This is a genomic window from Wenjunlia tyrosinilytica, from assembly GCF_014646055.1.
In the GTDB taxonomy this organism is placed as follows: domain Bacteria; phylum Actinomycetota; class Actinomycetes; order Streptomycetales; family Streptomycetaceae; genus Wenjunlia; species Wenjunlia tyrosinilytica.
In genome coordinates this window covers 190,292-206,805 of sequence record NZ_BMMS01000015.1, presented here as the reverse complement: position 1 = coordinate 206,805, position 16,514 = coordinate 190,292, and the positions used below count along the sequence as shown (strand labels likewise).

13 protein-coding genes are annotated in these 16,514 nt (G+C 72.2%); 7 read left to right on the top strand and 6 right to left on the bottom strand.

Going from position 1 to position 16,514, the window contains the following annotated elements:
- The first annotated feature begins 328 nt into the window (after positions 1-328).
- On the top strand, positions 329-1,729 hold the full coding sequence (gene lpdA / locus IEY86_RS18820) for a dihydrolipoyl dehydrogenase (RefSeq protein WP_189132901.1): 1,401 nt from the start codon (positions 329-331) through the stop codon (positions 1,727-1,729).
- A gap of 86 nt (positions 1,730-1,815) precedes the next feature.
- Here lpdA and IEY86_RS18815 read toward each other — a convergent pair whose 3' ends face one another.
- The 4 genes from IEY86_RS18815 to IEY86_RS18800 form a co-directional block, all read right to left on the bottom strand.
- Positions 1,816-2,238, bottom strand: a complete 423-nt coding sequence (locus IEY86_RS18815; protein WP_189132900.1) for a secondary thiamine-phosphate synthase enzyme YjbQ — start codon at positions 2,236-2,238, stop codon at positions 1,816-1,818.
- 308 nt (positions 2,239-2,546) lie between these two features.
- Complete coding sequence (locus IEY86_RS18810; RefSeq protein ID WP_189132899.1) at positions 2,547-3,557, bottom strand: tetratricopeptide repeat protein; 1,011 nt, start codon at positions 3,555-3,557, stop codon at positions 2,547-2,549.
- A gap of 19 nt (positions 3,558-3,576) precedes the next feature.
- The gene (locus IEY86_RS18805) at positions 3,577-3,975 is read right to left on the bottom strand and encodes a hypothetical protein (protein WP_189132898.1); all 399 of its coding nucleotides are present in this window, start codon (positions 3,973-3,975) and stop codon (positions 3,577-3,579) included.
- A gap of 314 nt (positions 3,976-4,289) precedes the next feature.
- Positions 4,290-5,036, bottom strand: coding sequence for a L,D-transpeptidase family protein (locus IEY86_RS18800; RefSeq protein ID WP_189132897.1), 747 nt, complete (start codon positions 5,034-5,036; stop codon positions 4,290-4,292).
- Between the two features lie 221 nt (positions 5,037-5,257).
- Between IEY86_RS18800 and IEY86_RS18795 the strand changes: the two genes are divergently transcribed.
- The 5 genes from IEY86_RS18795 (at position 5,258) to IEY86_RS18775 (ending at position 12,104) form a co-directional block, all read left to right on the top strand.
- Positions 5,258-6,034, top strand: a complete 777-nt coding sequence (locus tag IEY86_RS18795; protein ID WP_189132896.1) for a (Fe-S)-binding protein — start codon at positions 5,258-5,260, stop codon at positions 6,032-6,034.
- On the top strand, positions 6,031-7,503 hold the full coding sequence (locus IEY86_RS18790) for a lactate utilization protein B (protein ID WP_189132895.1): 1,473 nt from the start codon (positions 6,031-6,033) through the stop codon (positions 7,501-7,503). The genes IEY86_RS18795 and IEY86_RS18790 overlap by 4 nt, the downstream gene beginning before the upstream one ends.
- On the top strand, positions 7,503-8,147 hold the full coding sequence (locus tag IEY86_RS18785) for a LutC/YkgG family protein (protein ID WP_189132930.1): 645 nt from the start codon (positions 7,503-7,505) through the stop codon (positions 8,145-8,147). Before IEY86_RS18790 ends, IEY86_RS18785 begins: the two co-directional genes overlap by 1 nt.
- Positions 8,148-8,430: 283 nt before the next feature.
- Positions 8,431-10,329 (top strand): ABC transporter transmembrane domain-containing protein, encoded by a 1,899-nt coding sequence (locus tag IEY86_RS18780; RefSeq protein ID WP_189132929.1) that lies wholly within the window; start codon positions 8,431-8,433, stop codon positions 10,327-10,329.
- Positions 10,326-12,104 (top strand): ABC transporter ATP-binding protein, encoded by a 1,779-nt coding sequence (locus IEY86_RS18775; protein WP_189132894.1) that lies wholly within the window; start codon positions 10,326-10,328, stop codon positions 12,102-12,104. The genes IEY86_RS18780 and IEY86_RS18775 overlap by 4 nt, the downstream gene beginning before the upstream one ends.
- A gap of 137 nt (positions 12,105-12,241) precedes the next feature.
- Here IEY86_RS18775 and IEY86_RS18770 read toward each other — a convergent pair whose 3' ends face one another.
- Positions 12,242-13,030 carry a metal-dependent hydrolase gene (locus IEY86_RS18770; protein WP_189132893.1) on the bottom strand — a complete coding sequence of 263 codons (789 nt, stop codon included), beginning with the start codon at positions 13,028-13,030 and terminating at the stop codon, positions 12,242-12,244.
- Positions 13,031-13,166: 136 nt separating this feature from the next.
- Between IEY86_RS18770 and IEY86_RS18765 the strand changes: the two genes are divergently transcribed.
- Entirely contained in the window at positions 13,167-15,671 is a 2,505-nt protein-coding gene (locus IEY86_RS18765; protein ID WP_189132892.1) for a DEAD/DEAH box helicase, read from the top strand.
- A gap of 38 nt (positions 15,672-15,709) precedes the next feature.
- Here IEY86_RS18765 and IEY86_RS18760 read toward each other — a convergent pair whose 3' ends face one another.
- Positions 15,710-16,486 (bottom strand): hypothetical protein, encoded by a 777-nt coding sequence (locus IEY86_RS18760; protein WP_189132891.1) that lies wholly within the window; start codon positions 16,484-16,486, stop codon positions 15,710-15,712.
- Positions 16,487-16,514: the final 28 nt, after the last annotated feature.

Here is a 16,514-nt window from a genome sequence, read left to right as displayed (position 1 = left end):
GGCACCCCCAGGTGTCACAGGGGCCCCTCCTGCCCATCAGTGGGCGCGGCGGGACACACAGAGTTCCCTGCCCACTACCCACTGTTGACGGAGATCCATCCTTCCGGTTGTGCGCCGTCGATCAAGCCACGAGCGGAGCCGGTGCGCCGCGCTTGGAAGCGATTTCCTCACCCGGGTCGCCGCCCGTGACAGCGCTCACCTCGAGGACGTGGTCCAGCGGATCATCAGCACCCGGTCGGGCAGGTCCGGCCGACAGGGCCGCCGCACCGCCCGCGGGGCGGCATGTGCCCTCGACAGCACCTGGCGGCCCTTTGTTAACGTTCAACGCGTGGGTACACACTTTGATGTCGTCGTCCTGGGCTCGGGCCCGGGTGGGTACACGGCCGCGGTCCGGGCCGCACAGCTCGGCCTCAACACGGCCATCGTCGAGGAGCGGTTCTGGGGCGGTGTCTGCCTCAACGTCGGCTGCATCCCCTCGAAGGCGCTGCTGCGCAACGCGGAGCTGGCGCACATCTTCACCCATGAGGCGAAGACCTTCGGAATCAACGTCGAAGGACAGGTCTCCTTCGACTACGGCACGGCGTTCGCACGCAGCCGCAAGGTCGCCGACGGCCGCGTCAAGGGCGTCAACTTCCTCATGAAGAAGAACAAGATCGCCCAGTTCGAGGGACGGGGAACGTTCTCGGACGCCAACACCCTCCAGGTGGCGCTGCGCGACGGCGGCACCGAGACCGTGACCTTCGACCACTGCATCATCGCCGCCGGTGCCGGCACGAAGCTGCTGCCGGGCACCTCGCTGAGCGAGCGCGTGGTCACCTATGAGGAGCAGATCCTCTCCGAGAAGCTTCCCGAGAGCATCGTCATCGCGGGGGCGGGCGCCATCGGTGTGGAATTCGCCTACGTCCTGCACAACTTCGGGGTGAAGGTCACGATCGTCGAGTTCCTCGACCGCGTCGTGCCGCTGGAGGACGCCGAGGTCTCCGCCGAACTGGCGAAGCGCTACAAGCGCCTCGGCATCGATGTGCTGACCTCCACGCGGGTCGAGGGCATCGACGACTCCGGCGAGAAGGTCCGGGTCACCGTCTCCCGCGACGGTCGGGAGCAGGTCCTCGAAGCGGACAAGGTGCTCCAGGCGATCGGCTTCCAGCCCCGCGTCCAGGGCTACGGCCTGGAGAACACCGGCGTCCGCCTGACCGAGCGCGGTGCCATCGACGTGGACGGCCGCTGCCGGACCTCGGTGCCGCACATCTTCGCCATCGGCGATGTCACCGCCAAGCTGATGCTGGCGCACGCCGCCGAGTCGATGGGCGTCATCGCCGCCGAGACCATCGCCGACGCCGAGACGATGGAACTCGACTACGTGATGATCCCGCGGGCGACCTACTGCCAGCCGCAGATCGCGAGCTTCGGGTGGACCGAGGCGCAGGCCCGTGAGCGCGGCTTCGACGTGCAGGTGGCGAAGTTCCCGTTCACCGCCAACGGCAAGGCCCACGGGCTCGGCGACGCGGTCGGGTTCGTGAAGGTCGTCAGCGACGGCACGCACGGCGAGCTTCTCGGCGCCCACCTCATCGGCCCCGAGGTCACCGAACTCCTCCCGGAGCTGACGCTGGCCCAGCAGTGGGACCTGACCGTCCACGAGGTTGCGCGCAATGTGCACGCGCACCCGACCCTCGGCGAGGCGGTCAAGGAGGCGATCCACGGCCTGGCCGGTCACATGATCAATATGTGACGGCCCCATGGACCACGGCGGGAGCACTGCCCGAGGGCGCGCTCCCGCCGTGCTCATGTGCGCTCGCGCGGACGCTCACGGCGTGCTCACCCGAGGAAGGACAGCCGTACCTGGCGGCGGGGGTTGTCGACATTGGTGTCCACCAGGGTCACCGACTGCCAGGTGCCGAGCGCCAGTTCACCGGCGACCACCGGAAGGGTCGCGTGCGGTGGGACGAAGGCGGGCAGCACATGGTCGCGACCGTGTCCGGGGCTGCCGTGGCGGTGCCGCCACCGGTCGTCGGCGGGCAGCAGGTCCTTGAGCGCGGCCAGCAGGTCCTCGTCGCTTCCCGCGCCCGTCTCGATGACGGCGATCCCCGCCGTGGCATGCGGCACAAAGACATTGAGCAGGCCGTCCCTCCCCTGTGCCGCCTCCTGGAGGAACCGCGCGCACTCCCGGGTCAGATCGAAGACCCCCTCCCGGCTGCCCGTGGTGAGGTCGAGGGTGCGTGTCGTGAAGTTCTGGGTCATGCCTCCATGGTGCCCGGCACGGCGTCCAAGGCGGCATCGACGCGAGCCGGGACGCCGACGGTTCAAGCGCGCGGTCCCCAGAGCCGGAATGCTTGTCGCCAATCCTTGCCGCCGCAATCCTTGCCTCCGGGATCCTCGCCGCCGGAATCCTTGCCGCCGCAATCCTTGCCGCCGCAATCCTTGAGATGGCCAGGCTGTTGTCGAGGGCACCCGCGTGGTGGCCGATCCACGCGTCCACCTGGTCGGCTACGGGCCGTCCGCGAGCACGATCGGGACGAACCGGGCGGGCCGGGCGGCGGTGCGTGAGATCAACGAGGGGGCTTGCGGAGCCGCCTTCCGATGTCCTCGGCGACGGGCGATCCGGCCCGCTCGTAGCCGTCCAGGGCCATCCGCAGGAACCGTTCCTCGTCCGCGGGCGCCCCCGACTCCCCGGCGCATCGCGCCCGAAGGACCGCCAGGTCCGCCGTCCGCGCCGGCCCGCAAGCCTCCCCGGCTATCGCCAGCGCCCGGTCCAGGGGGCCGACCGCCTCGCCCGGTCGGCCGGCGTCGAGGTGGAGTCCACCCGCGGCGCCGAGGAGTTCCACGGCGTCCGCCGGGCGCCCCTGGCGCAGACGCAGCAGGCCCAGTGACTCCACGGTGGCGGCCACACCGCGCCGGTCACCGGCCTCCCGTGCCGCCGCGACGGCGGCATCCAGTTGGACCTCGGCGTCGTCCAGGCGGTCCAGGGCGAGCAGCGCCGAGGCGAGCCGGCGCCGCGTGCTGCCCTCCGCCCGCCGGTCATCGAGGCGCTGGGCGGCCTCGACACCGGCGCCGAGGACCCGTATCCACTCCGGCGGGTGGCCGAGCCGCGCGGACAGCGGCCACAGCGCCTCGCTCAGCCGCCACACCGGTTCGTCCAGCCCGTACTCCTCGGCGGTGAGCACGCAGGCCCTGAGATTGTCGTGCTCGGCCTCCCGTGCTTCCGGGTCGTCCGACGCCGCCACCGCCAGATAGTGGTCGAGCAGGCGGCGCACGGCCGCGCGGCATTCGGCCCCGCCCTCCTCGACGGCCGCCCGCGCCGCCGCGAACATCCGGGCGGCCTCGGACATGAGGTAGCGGTCCTGGTCGAACCCGACGATCAGCCCGGCGTCGGCGAGTTCCCCGACGAGGACCGGAACCTCCCCGGGTGGCCCGCCGGTCAGGGCCGAGGCCGCTGCTGCGCCGAATCGGTGTGTCGGATGCAGGCCGAGCAGGCGGAAGAGGCGGGCCGCCGGTGGCGTCAGCGCGCGGTAGGTCCGCTCGAGCGGGCGGTCGCGCGCGTCCTCGCCCTCGTGGTCCACGGTCCGCGCTTCGTCCGGTTCACGGCGCCGAGGGCGCGCCGAAGCTGATCCCGCCGGTGATGTCGCGTGCCTGCACCACGTTGCCGCCGATGTGCGCGCCCTCGGAGACGGTGTTGCGGACATCGCCCGCCTGCCCCGCGGACTCGGCCGGCCGCCCGGCGTCGGCCAGCCAGCGGGCCAGGTCGGCGGCGAACTCCTCGTCGCGGCGGGCCCGTTCGACGAGCAGGTCGGCGAGGGCGGCAAGCCGCTCGGCGCTGTCGTCGGGACTCACCCGGGGCTCGCCCGCCTCGCCTCTGCCCAGCACTCGGTGCGACAGCGCGGTGAACGAGCCCCAGACCCCTCGTCCCGCCTCGCTCCCCGCACTCGTCGCCGCTGCGGTGATCGCCGCCGCCACCAGGGCCGTGGACACCGGCTCCATGGGCCGCCCCCTCACTCGTTCCGATGCACCCGTCGCTCACCGTTCCTCAGGAACGGCCGTCCGCGCAAGGGCGGCCGGTGGCGGCGGGTGCGGCGGGCCGCAGTGGGCCGCGCCGCCGCACGGGCTCCGGCCGGTGCGCGGGGCGGTGGGGGCCGGTGCTTCGGAGCGCCGCGCGCAACGCGTTGCTGAGGCGGCGTGATGCGCCCCGGCGTTCCATCACATCCATAAGTGGTCCTACTCCTTGCCGGAGTTGCCACTGTACTTGCCCGTTTTCCCGCACCGCGACCCGGAGTTCACATTCCAGAGGTCTGACCTCAAGGGGTGGGCTGGGCGGCCAGGCTGCGTCGGTCACCCATGACGACCACCGGGTGCAGAGCCGGGTCGAGAGTGCGCAGCAGATACGTCATCGCGGACCGCGAGACGCTCACGCACGCCGAGGTGCCGCTGCCGTGGTCGAGATGGATCCAGATGCCGCCGCCCCTGCTCTGCCCGAGCGGGCGCCGGGGGTCCAGAGGGGACGTGCCGCGCACGCGGTTGTAGTCGATGGCGATCACGTAGTCGAAGTCGTGATGCTTCGGCGTGGGCCAGTAGCTCGGTGGAGTGAATGCCGAAGAGGCCGAGTACGGCAGTCTCGCCCCCGGATCGGGCAGCACCCCGCCCGCGTCGCTGAGGGTGAACACACCCACGGGGCTTCTGCGGTCGCCTTCGCGGTGGGCGGTCGTCCAACCGCGCCGACCGTTGTGCGCGGGCCAGGAGCGCAGCCGCCGCCAGCCGGAGCCCTGCCGTTCGTACAGCACGACGGTGGAGCGCGCGGAGGTGACCGACTCGCCGTAGACGGCCACCACCTGCCGGGCGCGGCCGGGGACGCGGTCCCTGAGCCACCGGCCGATGCCCGGCGGATACCGGGTCCGGTCCGCCCGCGCCGCTTGGTCTCCCTGCCCCTGCCCGTGCCCCTGGGGGTGCGAGGGGCTCTGGCCGCATGCCGTGAGGGCGCCGCAGCCCGCCAGCAGGAGCACCCCCACCGCGGCGCCCCGGATCCGTCCGGCCCCCGATGTGCGCATCGTTCCTCCTCCCGCGGTCTTCCTCGCGGTCTTCGTCTTCCTCGCGGTCTTCGTCTTCCTCGCCTTCCTCGCGTTCCTCCCGTTCCTCGCGCTTGCGGCTTCCCGGCCCGCGCCGAGGACAGTCCTCCATGGTGGCAGCCGCGCCGCACCGCCCGGTGGGATCACGCGGTTGCGGGTAGTCTCCCCGTGCGCGCAACGATCCCCCTCGGCATGGAGGCGTGATGCGAGTCGCCCTCTTCATCACCTGCGTGAACGACACGCTCTACCCCCGCACGGGGCAGGCGACCGTCGCTCTGCTGCGCCGCCTGGGGGTCGACGTCGAGTTCCCGGCGCAGCAGACGTGCTGCGGGCAGATGCACTACAACACCGGCTACCGCCGCCAGGCCGAGCCGCTGGTGCGGGGCTTCGCCGAGGCGTTCGCAGGCTACGACGCCATCGTGGCGCCCTCCGGTTCGTGCGCCGCCATGGTCCGCGACGTCCACCCGCGGATCGCCGGACGCTCCATGGGCCGGGTGCCCAGGGACCGGGTGGCCGAGGTGGTGCCGAAGGTGTACGAGCTGTCGGAGTTCCTGGTCGACGTGCTCCGGGTGACCGACGTGGGCGCCTACTTCCCCCACCGGGTGACCTACCATCCGACGTGCCACAGCCTGCGGCTGCTACGGGTGGGCGACCGGCCGCTGCGCCTGCTGCGCGCGGTGCGCGGGCTCGACCTCGTGGAGCTGGAGGGCGCGGACGAGTGCTGCGGCTTCGGCGGGGCGTTCGCCGTCAAGAACCCGGCCGTGTCGGCCGCGATGTGCTCGGACAAGGTCCGCCACGCCGCCGACACCGGCGCCGAGGTGCTGTGCGCCGCCGACAACTCCTGCCTGATGCACATCGGGGGGACCCTGGAGCGCCAGCGCGCGGGGGTGCGCACCCTGCACCTGGCGGAGATTCTCGCGAGCACGCAGGACGACCCGCACGGCTCGGGCTGGGCCGACGGTGAAAGGAGCCCGGCATGACCGCCGTCCACCTCGGCATGCCCGCCTTCCCCTCGTTCCCCGAGGCCGCGGAAGCCGCCACCACCGACGCCCAGTTGCGCCGCAATCTGCGCAACGCCACCCACACCATCCGGGACAAGCGGGCCCGCGCGGTCGCCGAACTGTCCGACTGGGCCGGGCTGCGGGCCGCCGCGGCGGCGATCAAGAACCGCACCCTGCGCCATCTCGACCACTACCTGCTCCAGTTGGAGGAGGCCGTCACCAAGGCGGGCGGGCGGGTCCACTGGGCGATCGACGCCGCCGACGCCAACCGCATCGTCGCGGAACTGGTGAAGGCCACCGGCGAGACGCACGTGGTCAAGGTCAAGTCGATGGCCACCCAGGAGATCGGGCTCAACGAGGCACTGGCCGCCGAGGGCATCACGGCGTACGAGACGGATCTGGCCGAGCTCATCGTGCAGTTGGGCGACGACCGGCCTTCCCACATCCTCGTTCCGGCCATTCACCGCAACCGCTCGGAGATCAGGGAGATCTTCGTCCGGGCGATGGGCCGCTGGGGCCGGGCCGCGCCCGACGGGCTCACCGACCGGCCGGCCGACCTCGCCGAGGCGGCCAGGCTGCATCTGCGGGAGAAGTTCCTCTCCGCCAAGGTCGCCGTCTCGGGGGCGAACTTCATGGTCGCCGAGACCGGCACGCTCGTGGTGGTCGAGTCCGAGGGCAACGGCCGGATGTGCCTGACCCTGCCGGAGACGCTCATCTCCGTCGTGGGCATCGAGAAGATCGTGCCGACGTGGCAGGACCTCGAGGTCTACCTCCAGTTGCTGCCCCGGTCCTCCACCGCCGAGCGGATGAACCCCTACACCTCCACCTGGACCGGGACGGCCGAGGGCGACGGGCCGCGCGAGTTCCATCTGGTGCTGCTGGACAACGGCCGGACCGGCGCGCTGGCGGACCAGGTGGGCCGACAGGCGCTGCGCTGCATCCGCTGCTCGGCCTGCCTGAATGTGTGCCCGGTCTACGAGCGGGCCGGCGGCCATGCGTACGGCTCGGCCTACCCGGGCCCCATCGGTGCCATCCTCACCCCCCAACTGCGCGGCATCACCAGTGCGTTGGACGCGTCGCTGCCGTATGCCTCCTCGCTGTGCGGGGCCTGCTACGAGGTCTGCCCGGTGGCGATCGACATCCCCGAGGTACTGGTCCACCTGCGCGAACGCGTGGCCGAGACCGGCAAGGGACACCCGGCGGAGCGGACCGCGATGAGGGCCGCCCGGTGGGTGCTCGAGGACCCGGCACGGCTGGCCCGCGCACAGCGACTGGCCACGCGGGCACGGCGGTTCCGTCCCCGGCACCTGCCCGGTCCCGCCGCCGCGTGGACCGACACCCGCGAGGTCCCGAGGATCCCCGAGGAGTCGTTCCGGGACTGGTGGCGCCGCACCCAGGGCGGCGGACCCAGGGCTGGGGGCGGCCCCGCGGGGAAGGGCGGCCGATGATGGGCAGCCGGGAGCTGGTCCTCGCCCGGGTGCGGGCGGCGCTGGCGGACGTGCCCCGCGACGAGGCGCCCGAGGACTTCCCCGTCGACCGGGACTATCTCGACGCGCACGCGACAGGATCGCCCGCCGAGGTCGCGGACCTGCTCGCGGACAACCTCGCCGACTACCGGGCGGTCGTGCACCGCTGCTCCGCGGCCGAGTTGCCCGGCCTGCTCGCCCGGCTGCTGGCGGAGCACCGCTCGGGCGACGTGGCCGTGCCCCCGGCGCTGCCGGGGGACTGGCTCGCTGATTCGGAGGGCGTCCGCGTCCTCACCGACGACGGCTCGCTGACCGCCAGCCGGCTCGACCGGGTGGACAGCGTGGTGACGGCGTGCGCGGTCGCCGTCGCCGAGACCGGCACGATCGTCCTCGACGCGAAGCCGGACCAGGGACGGCGCCTGCTCAGCCTCGTCCCCGACCACCACATCTGCGTGGTCCGCCCCGAACAGGTGGTGGCCTCGGTGGCGCAGGCCCTCCGGCGCCTGGACCCGTCACGCCCGCTGACCTGGATCTCGGGTCCGTCGGCCACCAGCGACATCGAGCTGGACCGCGTCGAGGGAGTGCACGGGCCGCGCACCCTCGAAGCCGTCCTCCTCGCCGACTGAGGCGCCGGCCCGAGCCGGCGCGGGACGGGCGCGGGCGACCGAGTCGGCGCGGGCGGCCCGAGCCGACGCGGCGGCCGAGGTCCCGTCGAGGACCGGATCCGGCCGTCGGCGGGATGCCGATACGGGGGTTTTCCACCGGAAAACCCGTTGACTTCGCCCTGGTGACTTCGCGAACCTGGCACGTCTGCGCTCTCCCGCACGCCCCAGAAGAGCGTCTTTCCCGAACCCGGGACCACCCCGCCACCGCACCATCGTGCCCTGGCCCGAGCCTTCACGGGACGTCATGTCGCTGCGCGAGATCCCCTACTCCGACCCGGGCGTGCCCGACACCCGCTCCGGTTTCCGTTTCCTGATGTGGCTCCAGCGTCGGCAACTGCGCGGGCAGTTGGTCGCCACCTGGTGGGGCACGGTGTTCATGGCCGCGATCGCCGCCATGCCCGCCGCCGTCGGCCTCGCGGTGCAGTCCGTCGCCGACCGTTCCGGCAAGGGCCTGCTCGGGGCCGCGGCCCTGGTGCTGTCCCTGGGCGCGGTCGTCTCGGCCGGCGACTCCCTGCTGCACCGGGCGGCCGTGGGCAACTGGATAGACGCGGCCGCCCGGGTGCAGCAGCTGCTCTCCCGCAAGGCGGCCGAGCTGGGCTCCGTGCTGACCCGCCGGGTCGCGGCCGGGGAGGTCGTGGCGGTCAGCACCGGCGACGTCGAGAAGATCGGCTGGTTCGTCGAGTCGCTCGCCAGGTTCTTCGCGGCCGTCCTGACCTCCCTCGGCCTGATCGCCGCGCTGATGGTCTACCAGCCGTTGCTGGGTCTGCCGGTGGCCGTGGCCGTCCCGGTGCTCGCCGTCGCCGCATTGCCGCTGCTGCCTCCCGCGCAGAAACGGGCCGACGAGCAGCGGGCCAAGGCCGGCCGCGCCACGGAGCTGGCGTCCGACACCGTGGCCGGGCTGAGGGTGCTGCGCGGCATCGGCGGCGAGGAGCTGTTCCTTTCGCGCTACCGCGCCGCCTCCCAGGAGGTGCGCACGGCCGCCGTGCGCAGCGCGCGCATGTGGTCGCTGATCGCCGCCGTGCAGGTGGCGCTGCCCGGCCTCTTCCTGGTCTTCATCGTCTGGTACGGTGCCCGGCTGACCGCCGACGGCCGCATCGGCGTGGGCGAACTCGTCACCTGCTACGGCTGTATGACGTACCTGCTGATGCCGTTGCGGATGTTCGAGGAGACCGCGATGGCGTGGACGTTCTCCAAGGCCTCGGCCAAGCGCGCCGCCGCCGTCCTGGCCATCAGGCGCACCACCGAGGACGGCCTCTCCCACGCAGGGGCGGTGCCGGGGGGCGATCTGTACGACCCGTCGTCGGGATTGCTGGCCCCCGCGGGACAGTTCACCGCCGTCGTGTGCGGCGACCCGGACGCCGCCGGGGTGCTGGCGGACCGGCTCGGCGGTCACAGCCCCGACGCCGCGGGCGAGCCGTCGACCCGGGTGGGCGGGGTGGCGCTGGACGAACTGCCGCTGGAGACCGCCCGTCGCGCCGTGCTCGTGCAGGACAAGGACCCGGTGCTGCTGTCGGGAACGCTGCGTGAGCTGCTGGATGTGCCGTCCTCGGGCGGTGTGAGCGCCGAGCGGGCGCTGGAGGCGGCGCAGTGCGGCGACGTGCTGTCCGTGCTGGCGCAGAGCCTTCGCACGGTGGCCCGCCGGGCGGACGGGCAGGACCGGGCCGCAGAGAACGGCGAGGCCGCCGACCCCATGGCGGCGCGTCTGACCGAGCGCGGCCGCTCGCTGTCCGGCGGGCAGCGGCAGCGGCTGGCGCTGGCCCGCTCCCTGGTCGCCGATCCGCCGGTGCTGGTGCTCGACGAGCCGACGAGCGCCGTGGACGCGCACACCGAGGCCCGTATCGCCCAGGGCCTGCGGCGGCTGCGCGAGGGCCGCACGACCGTGGTCCTCACCTCGAGCCCGCTCCTGCTCGACCGGGCGGACCGCGTGGTGTTCGTCCAGGACGGCGCCGCCGTCGCCGCGGGCGGGCACCGTGAACTGCTGGGCACCGACAGCCGCTACCGGTCCGTCGTCACCCGGTACGAACCCGACGACGGGGCCCGCACGAGCGCCCCGCGGCCGTCGGCGTCCCCGTCACCGTCACCGTCGCCGTCAACGCCCCAGGCCGTGCCGTCTGCCGAGCCGGCCATCGAGGAGACCGTGTGAAGCCGCCGACCTTTGACCCAGCGGCCCCGCAGGAGGCCGAGAAGCTGCCGGTCGGCTCGGCGAGGACCGTGCGTGCCTACGTCCGTGAGCTCGCCCGGCGCCATCGGCGCCCTTTCGCGGTCCTGGTGGCCGTCAACGCCGTCGCCTCGATCGCCTCCATGGTCGGCCCCTATGTCCTGGGCGATCTGGTGCAGAAGCTGTCCGAGGGCGCTCACGAGCTCCATCTGGAGCGCTGCGTAGGGGCGTTCGTGGTGGCGCTGGTGCTCCAGACGGTCTTCACACGGATGACGCGGCTGCGTGGGGCGATGCTGGGCGAGCAGATGCTCGCGGACCTGCGCGAGGACTTCCTCGTCAGGTCCGTCGCCCTTCCGCCGGGTGTGCTGGAGCGCGCGGGTACCGGCGATCTGCTCTCCCGGATCACCACCGATGTCGACCGGCTGTCCAACGCGATGCGCGAGGCCGTTCCTCAGCTGTCCATCGCCCTCGTGTGGGCGGGGCTCCTGCTGGGCGCGCTCACCGTGACCGCTCCCCCGCTGGCGTCGGCCGCGCTCGTCGCGGCCCCGGTGCTGGTGATCGGCGGGCGCTGGTACTTCCGCCGGGCGCCGAGGGCCTACCGCTCGGAGGCCGCCGGGTACGCCGCGGTGGCGTCGGCGCTCGCCGAGACGGTGGACGCCGGGCGCACGGTCGAGGCGCACCGGCTCGGGGCGCGGCGGGTCGCGCTGGGCGACCGGAGGATCGCCGAGTGGGTGGCGTGGGAGCGGTACACGCTGTGGCTGCGCATGATCCTTTTCCCGGTGGTCAACGCCACGCACGCCATCGCGCTCGCCTCGGTGCTGCTGATCGGCGGCTCGATGGTGATCAACGGCTGGCTCACGGTGGGTGAACTGACCACGGGAGCGCTGTATGTGCAGATGCTGGTCGAGCCGGTGAACATGATCCTGCGCTGGTACGACGAGCTCCAGGTCGCCCAGGTGTCGCTGGCCCGCCTGGTGGGCGTGCGCGAGGTGCCGGGGGCGGCGCAGGACGGGGACGAGGCTCCCGACGGCCGCACCGTCCTTGCCGACGAGGTCCGCTTCGGCTACCTCGAGGACACCGATGTGCTGCACGGGGTGAGCCTGACCGTGGAGCCCGGCACACGGGTGGCGCTGGTCGGCCCCTCGGGGGCGGGCAAGTCGACTCTCGGGCGGCTGCTCGCCGGGATCTACGCGCCCAGGACGGGTGAGGTGACCCTCGGCGGGGCCGCGCTGGCCGGGATGTCGGCGGAGCGGGTCCGCAGCCATGTCGCGCTGGTCAACCAGGAGCACCACGTCTTCGTCGGCACCCTGCGCGACAACCTCCTGCTCGCCCGCACCGGCGCGGACGACGCCGAACTGTGGGCGGCGCTGCGGGCAGTGGACGCCCACCCGTGGGCGGAGGCGTTCGAGGACGGCCTGGACACCGAGGTGGGATCGGGCGCGGTGGCGCTCAGTCCCGCCCAGGCCCAGCAGGTGGCGCTGGCCCGCCTGGTGCTGGCCGACCCGCACACCCTCGTCCTGGACGAGGCGACCTCGCTGCTGGACCCCCGCGCGGCCCGCCATCTGGAGCGCTCACTGGCCGGGGTGCTGGACGGCCGCACGGTGGTGGCAATCGCCCACCGTCTGCACACCGCCCACGACGCGGATGTGATCGCGGTGGTCGAGGACGGCCGGATCGTGGAGCTGGGCAGCCACCACGACCTCGTCGCGCAGGAGGGGGCCTACGCGGCGCTGTGGCATTCCTGGCACGGCGACCGCTGAGGTGCCGCGGCCGATCCGCATACCGAGGGCCGGATCCCGCCGAGAGCTGGTCCCGTAGGCGGCCGGTCCCGCCGAGGGCCGGTCCCGCCGAGGGCCGGTCCCGCCGAGGGCCGGTCGATGGCCGGGGCGGCCGAGGACTACCCCAGGAACCCCAGCGCCCCGGCGCAGCCGAGGCCGCCGAGCACCATGAACGCGGGCATGAGCACCTTGACCTCGACCCAGTCACCGGCCCGGAAGCGCATCACCTTCGGCGGCCCCAGCGGGTACCAGCGCTTGCGGCCTATGGGGATGGGCCACAGGATCGGGCAGCCGGAGACGGTCAGCGCGTCGCCGACGCAGTGGACGAGCGCCCCGAGCACCACGGGCAGCCCCAGCCACAGATGGCCCTGCCCCGGCTCGGTGAACAGCCAGTGCCGCCCATCGCGGTCCAGGATGTCCGACAGGATCCAGGCACCGGCCGCCCCGAGCAGCCAGACCAGGACGTCGCTGGAGACCCTGGCCTGGCGCCACAGCAGCCCCTCGATGGCGAGCACCATGTGCACGAACAGCACCGCCAGCACCGCCCATCGCCCTCCGTAGGCGGCCAGAAACGACGTTCCCGCGCCGATGAGCACGGCCCACACCCAGGTGTGGGTGAGGGTGCGGTGGCCGCCGTTGCGGCTGGGGTCCCCGGGTTTGCGGGTGGCTCGGTACACGGCGTGGGAGAGGCCGTCGATGACGCCGCAGGCCGCCTTCGAGATCGGGCCGAAGGCCCGGGAGATCGTGGCCGCCTTGTGGTCCAGGTCGGGGGCCAGCGCCGCCCCGGCGCAGATGGCCGCCCCGCCGACGAGCACCGGCCACGGCATGGTGTGGCCCGTCGCAGCTGCCGCCGCTCCGACCCCCAGCCACGCGGCGGCTCCGGACAGCGAATGCGCGGGCCCCATCATCGTTGCACCCTCCCCCTTGCCGCGGTCCCGCTTCGCAGGCGGATACGGCGACTTCACAGCACGTCAGCGAAGGGCAAGGCTAGCGGGGAGGAATCCGCGGTCGATCAGCCGGGTCGCACCAGGCACTATGGGGGGTGTGAGCCTCATCGACCAGCTGCCGACCGACCCCGATCCCGACGCCCTCTTCGACATCTTCGAGTCGTGGGCGCAGGAGCGGGGCATCGCCCTCTACCCGGCCCAGGAGGAGGCGCTGATCGAGGTCGTCTCGGGCGCCAATGTGATCCTGAGCACCCCGACCGGCTCGGGCAAGAGCCTGGTCGCCGCCGGGGCGCACTTCGCGGCGCTCGCGGACGGGAGGCGCACGTTCTACACCGCTCCGATCAAGGCGCTGGTGTCGGAGAAGTTCTTCGACCTGTGCAAGATCTTCGGCACCGAGAAGGTCGGCATGATGACCGGGGACGCGAGTGTGAACCCCACCGCGCCGGTCATCTGCTGCACCGCCGAGGTGCTGGCGAGCATCGCGCTGCGCGACGGCGAGCGGGCCGACGTCGGCCAGGTCGTCATGGACGAGTTCCACTTCTACGCGGAGCCCGACCGCGGGTGGGCCTGGCAGATCCCCCTGCTGGAGCTGCCGCACGCCCAGTTCGTGCTGATGTCGGCGACGCTGGGCAACGTGGACCGGTTCGAGAAGGACCTGACCAGGCGCACCGGCCGCCCCACCTCCGTGGTCACCTCGGTCACCCGGCCCGTTCCGCTCTCCTACGAGTACCGTCTCACCCCGCTCCACGAGACCCTCGAGGAACTGCTGCACACGCACCAGGCCCCCGTCTACATCGTGCACTTCACGCAGGCCTCCGCCGTCGAGCGCGCCCAGTCGCTGATGAGCATCAACATGTGCACGCGCGAGGAGAAGGACGCGATCGCGGCCCTCATCGGCAACTTCCGTTTCACCACCAGGTTCGGCCGCAACCTCTCCCGCTTCGTCCGCCACGGCATCGGTGTGCACCACGCCGGGATGCTGCCGAAGTACCGGCGCCTGGTGGAGCGGCTGGCGCAGGCGGGGCTTCTGAAGGTCATCTGCGGCACCGACACCCTCGGGGTCGGGGTGAATGTGCCGATCCGCACCGTGCTGTTCACGGCGCTCAGCAAGTACGACGGCAACCGGGTGCGGGTGCTGCGGGCGCGTGAGTTCCACCAGATCGCGGGCCGCGCCGGGCGGGCGGGCTTCGACACGGCCGGCCTCGTGGTCGCCCAGGCACCCGAGCACGTCATCGAGAACGAGAAGGCGCTCGCGAAGGCCGGCGACGACCCGAAGAAGCGCCGCAAGGTGGTGCGCAAGAAGGCGCCCGAGGGGTTCGTCAACTGGAGCGAGCAGACTTTCGACAAGCTCATCGCCGCCGATCCGGAGCCGCTGACGTCGCGGTTCCGGGTCAGCCACGCCATGCTCCTGTCGGTGATCGCCCGCCCGGGCAACGCATTCGAGGCCATGCGGGGCCTGCTGGAGGACAACCACGAGGACCGGCGCTCGCAGCTGCGGCACGTCCGCAGGGCGATCGCGATCTACCGCTCGCTGGTGGCGGGCGGTGTCGTGGAGCGGCTGGAGGAGCTCGACGAGGAGGGCCGCTTCGCCCGCCTGACGGTGGACCTGCAGGCCGACTTCGCGCTGAACCAGCCGCTGTCCACCTTCGCGCTGGCCGCCTTCGAGCTGCTGGACCGCGAGTCCCCGTCCTACGCGCTCGACGTCCTGTCGGTGGTGGAGTCCACGCTGGACGACCCCCGGCAGATCCTGGCGGCGCAGCAGAACAAGGCCCGCGGTGAGGCCGTCGCCCGGATGAAGGCGGACGGCATCGAGTACGAGGAGCGGATGGAGCGGCTCCAGGACATCGGCTACCCCAAGCCGCAGGAGGAGTTGCTCTTCCACGCCTACAACGTGTACCGCAAGGGCCACCCGTGGGTGGGCGACCACCCGCTGAGCCCGAAGTCGATCGCACGCGACCTCTACGAGCGGGCGATGACGTTCACGGAGTTCACCGGCTTCTACGAGCTGGCCCGGGCCGAGGGCATCGTGCTGCGGTATCTGGCGAGCGCCTACAAGGCGTTGCAGCACACCGTTCCCGAGGAGGCCAAGAGCGACGACCTCAAGGACCTCATCGAGTGGCTGGGCGAGCTCGTGCGCCAGGTCGACTCCAGCCTCCTGGACGAGTGGGAGCAGTTGGCGAACCCCCAGGACGAGGAGCAGGTGGGGCCGCCCTCCGACGACCGGCCCGCGCCGGTCACCGCCAACCAGCGGGCGTTCCGGGTGCTGGTGCGCAACGCCATGTTCCGCAGGGTGGAGCTGGCCGCGCTGGAGCGCTACGAGGAGCTGGGCGGACTCGGCGAGGACGACGGCTGGGACGCGGACTCGTGGGCGGACGCGATGGACGCCTACTGGGACGAGCACGAGGACCTGGGCACGGGCCCGGACGCGCGCGGCCCGAAGCTGCTCCTGATCGACGAGCAGCCGGGCTTGTGGCGGGTGCGGCAGATCTTCGACGACCCGGCGGGCGACCACGACTGGGGCATCAGCGCCGAGGTGGACCTGACGGCGTCCGACGAGGAGGGCCGGGCGGTGGTCCGGGTCACCGGCGTCGATCGGATGTAGCGGCGTTCCGGCTGCTCGTCGTCGGCGGCGGGCGGGGCTCAGGGCTCGTTGTCGGGCAGGTCGTGCCTGCCCGACAGGAACTCCTGCACGCGCACCTTGGCCCTGATCGTCGGTTCGCGCCAGCGCGCCTCACGGCGTTCGGCGCGGGCGAGCTTGCGGGGCTTCTTCTTGTAACGCCACCGCGCCCAGGGGGCGTTGGGGCGGCTGAGCCGGACCACGCCCACGAACAGCAGGGGTACGAAGAACAGGCCGATCAGACCGGTCCACAGCTTGCCCTTGAGCAGGGTGATGATGCCGAAGACGAGCTCGATGAGGACGAACGCCAGGAGGAACAGCGCCGTGCCGAGGCTGGGATCGCGCCGGTAGTCGTTCCAGTCGACGAATCCGACCGGCCGGAATCCCATCAGGACCAGGCCCACCACGGCGACGGCGACGAAAACGGCGTCCACGGATGTGCGTCCGTGCTCCATCCAGTACACGTCCCGCAGGTGCAGGATGAGCGCGAATTCGTCGAGGACGAGAGCCGCACCGATGCCGAAGAACCCCGCGAGCACGGATTTCACGACCGTCGAGGGCTCATGGACGGCGAAAACGGCGACTCCACCGATCAACATGAACACGACACCGAAAACCACATGGTGGATATGGAGTCCGCCGGGGTTCACATTCCCCGGCCACCAGCGCACCTGGGCTCTGATCATACGAACGCTGAGGCGAATGCCGCCGAATCCCACAATGAAGGCACAGAGCAGGCAGAACAGCGGAAGCCGCCCGGTTTCGACGACCTGCCGCTCGAACCAGCCCTCGTTGGCCACGCCCGCGCTCCTTCCCGCGAAAACCCGC

Coding starts and splice junctions, on each gene's coding strand:
- IEY86_RS18815 (WP_189132900.1), bottom strand. CDS start 2,238: ATGACCCAGAACTTCACGACACGCACCCTCGACCTCACCACGGGCAGC.
- IEY86_RS18805 (WP_189132898.1), bottom strand. CDS start 3,975: ATGGAGCCGGTGTCCACGGCCCTGGTGGCGGCGGCGATCACCGCAGCG.
- IEY86_RS18800 (WP_189132897.1), bottom strand. CDS start 5,036: ATGCGCACATCGGGGGCCGGACGGATCCGGGGCGCCGCGGTGGGGGTG.
- IEY86_RS18795 (WP_189132896.1), top strand. CDS start 5,258: ATGCGAGTCGCCCTCTTCATCACCTGCGTGAACGACACGCTCTACCCC.
- IEY86_RS18790 (WP_189132895.1), top strand. CDS start 6,031: ATGACCGCCGTCCACCTCGGCATGCCCGCCTTCCCCTCGTTCCCCGAG.
- IEY86_RS18785 (WP_189132930.1), top strand. CDS start 7,503: ATGGGCAGCCGGGAGCTGGTCCTCGCCCGGGTGCGGGCGGCGCTGGCG.
- IEY86_RS18780 (WP_189132929.1), top strand. CDS start 8,431: ATGTCGCTGCGCGAGATCCCCTACTCCGACCCGGGCGTGCCCGACACC.
- IEY86_RS18770 (WP_189132893.1), bottom strand. CDS start 13,030: ATGATGGGGCCCGCGCATTCGCTGTCCGGAGCCGCCGCGTGGCTGGGG.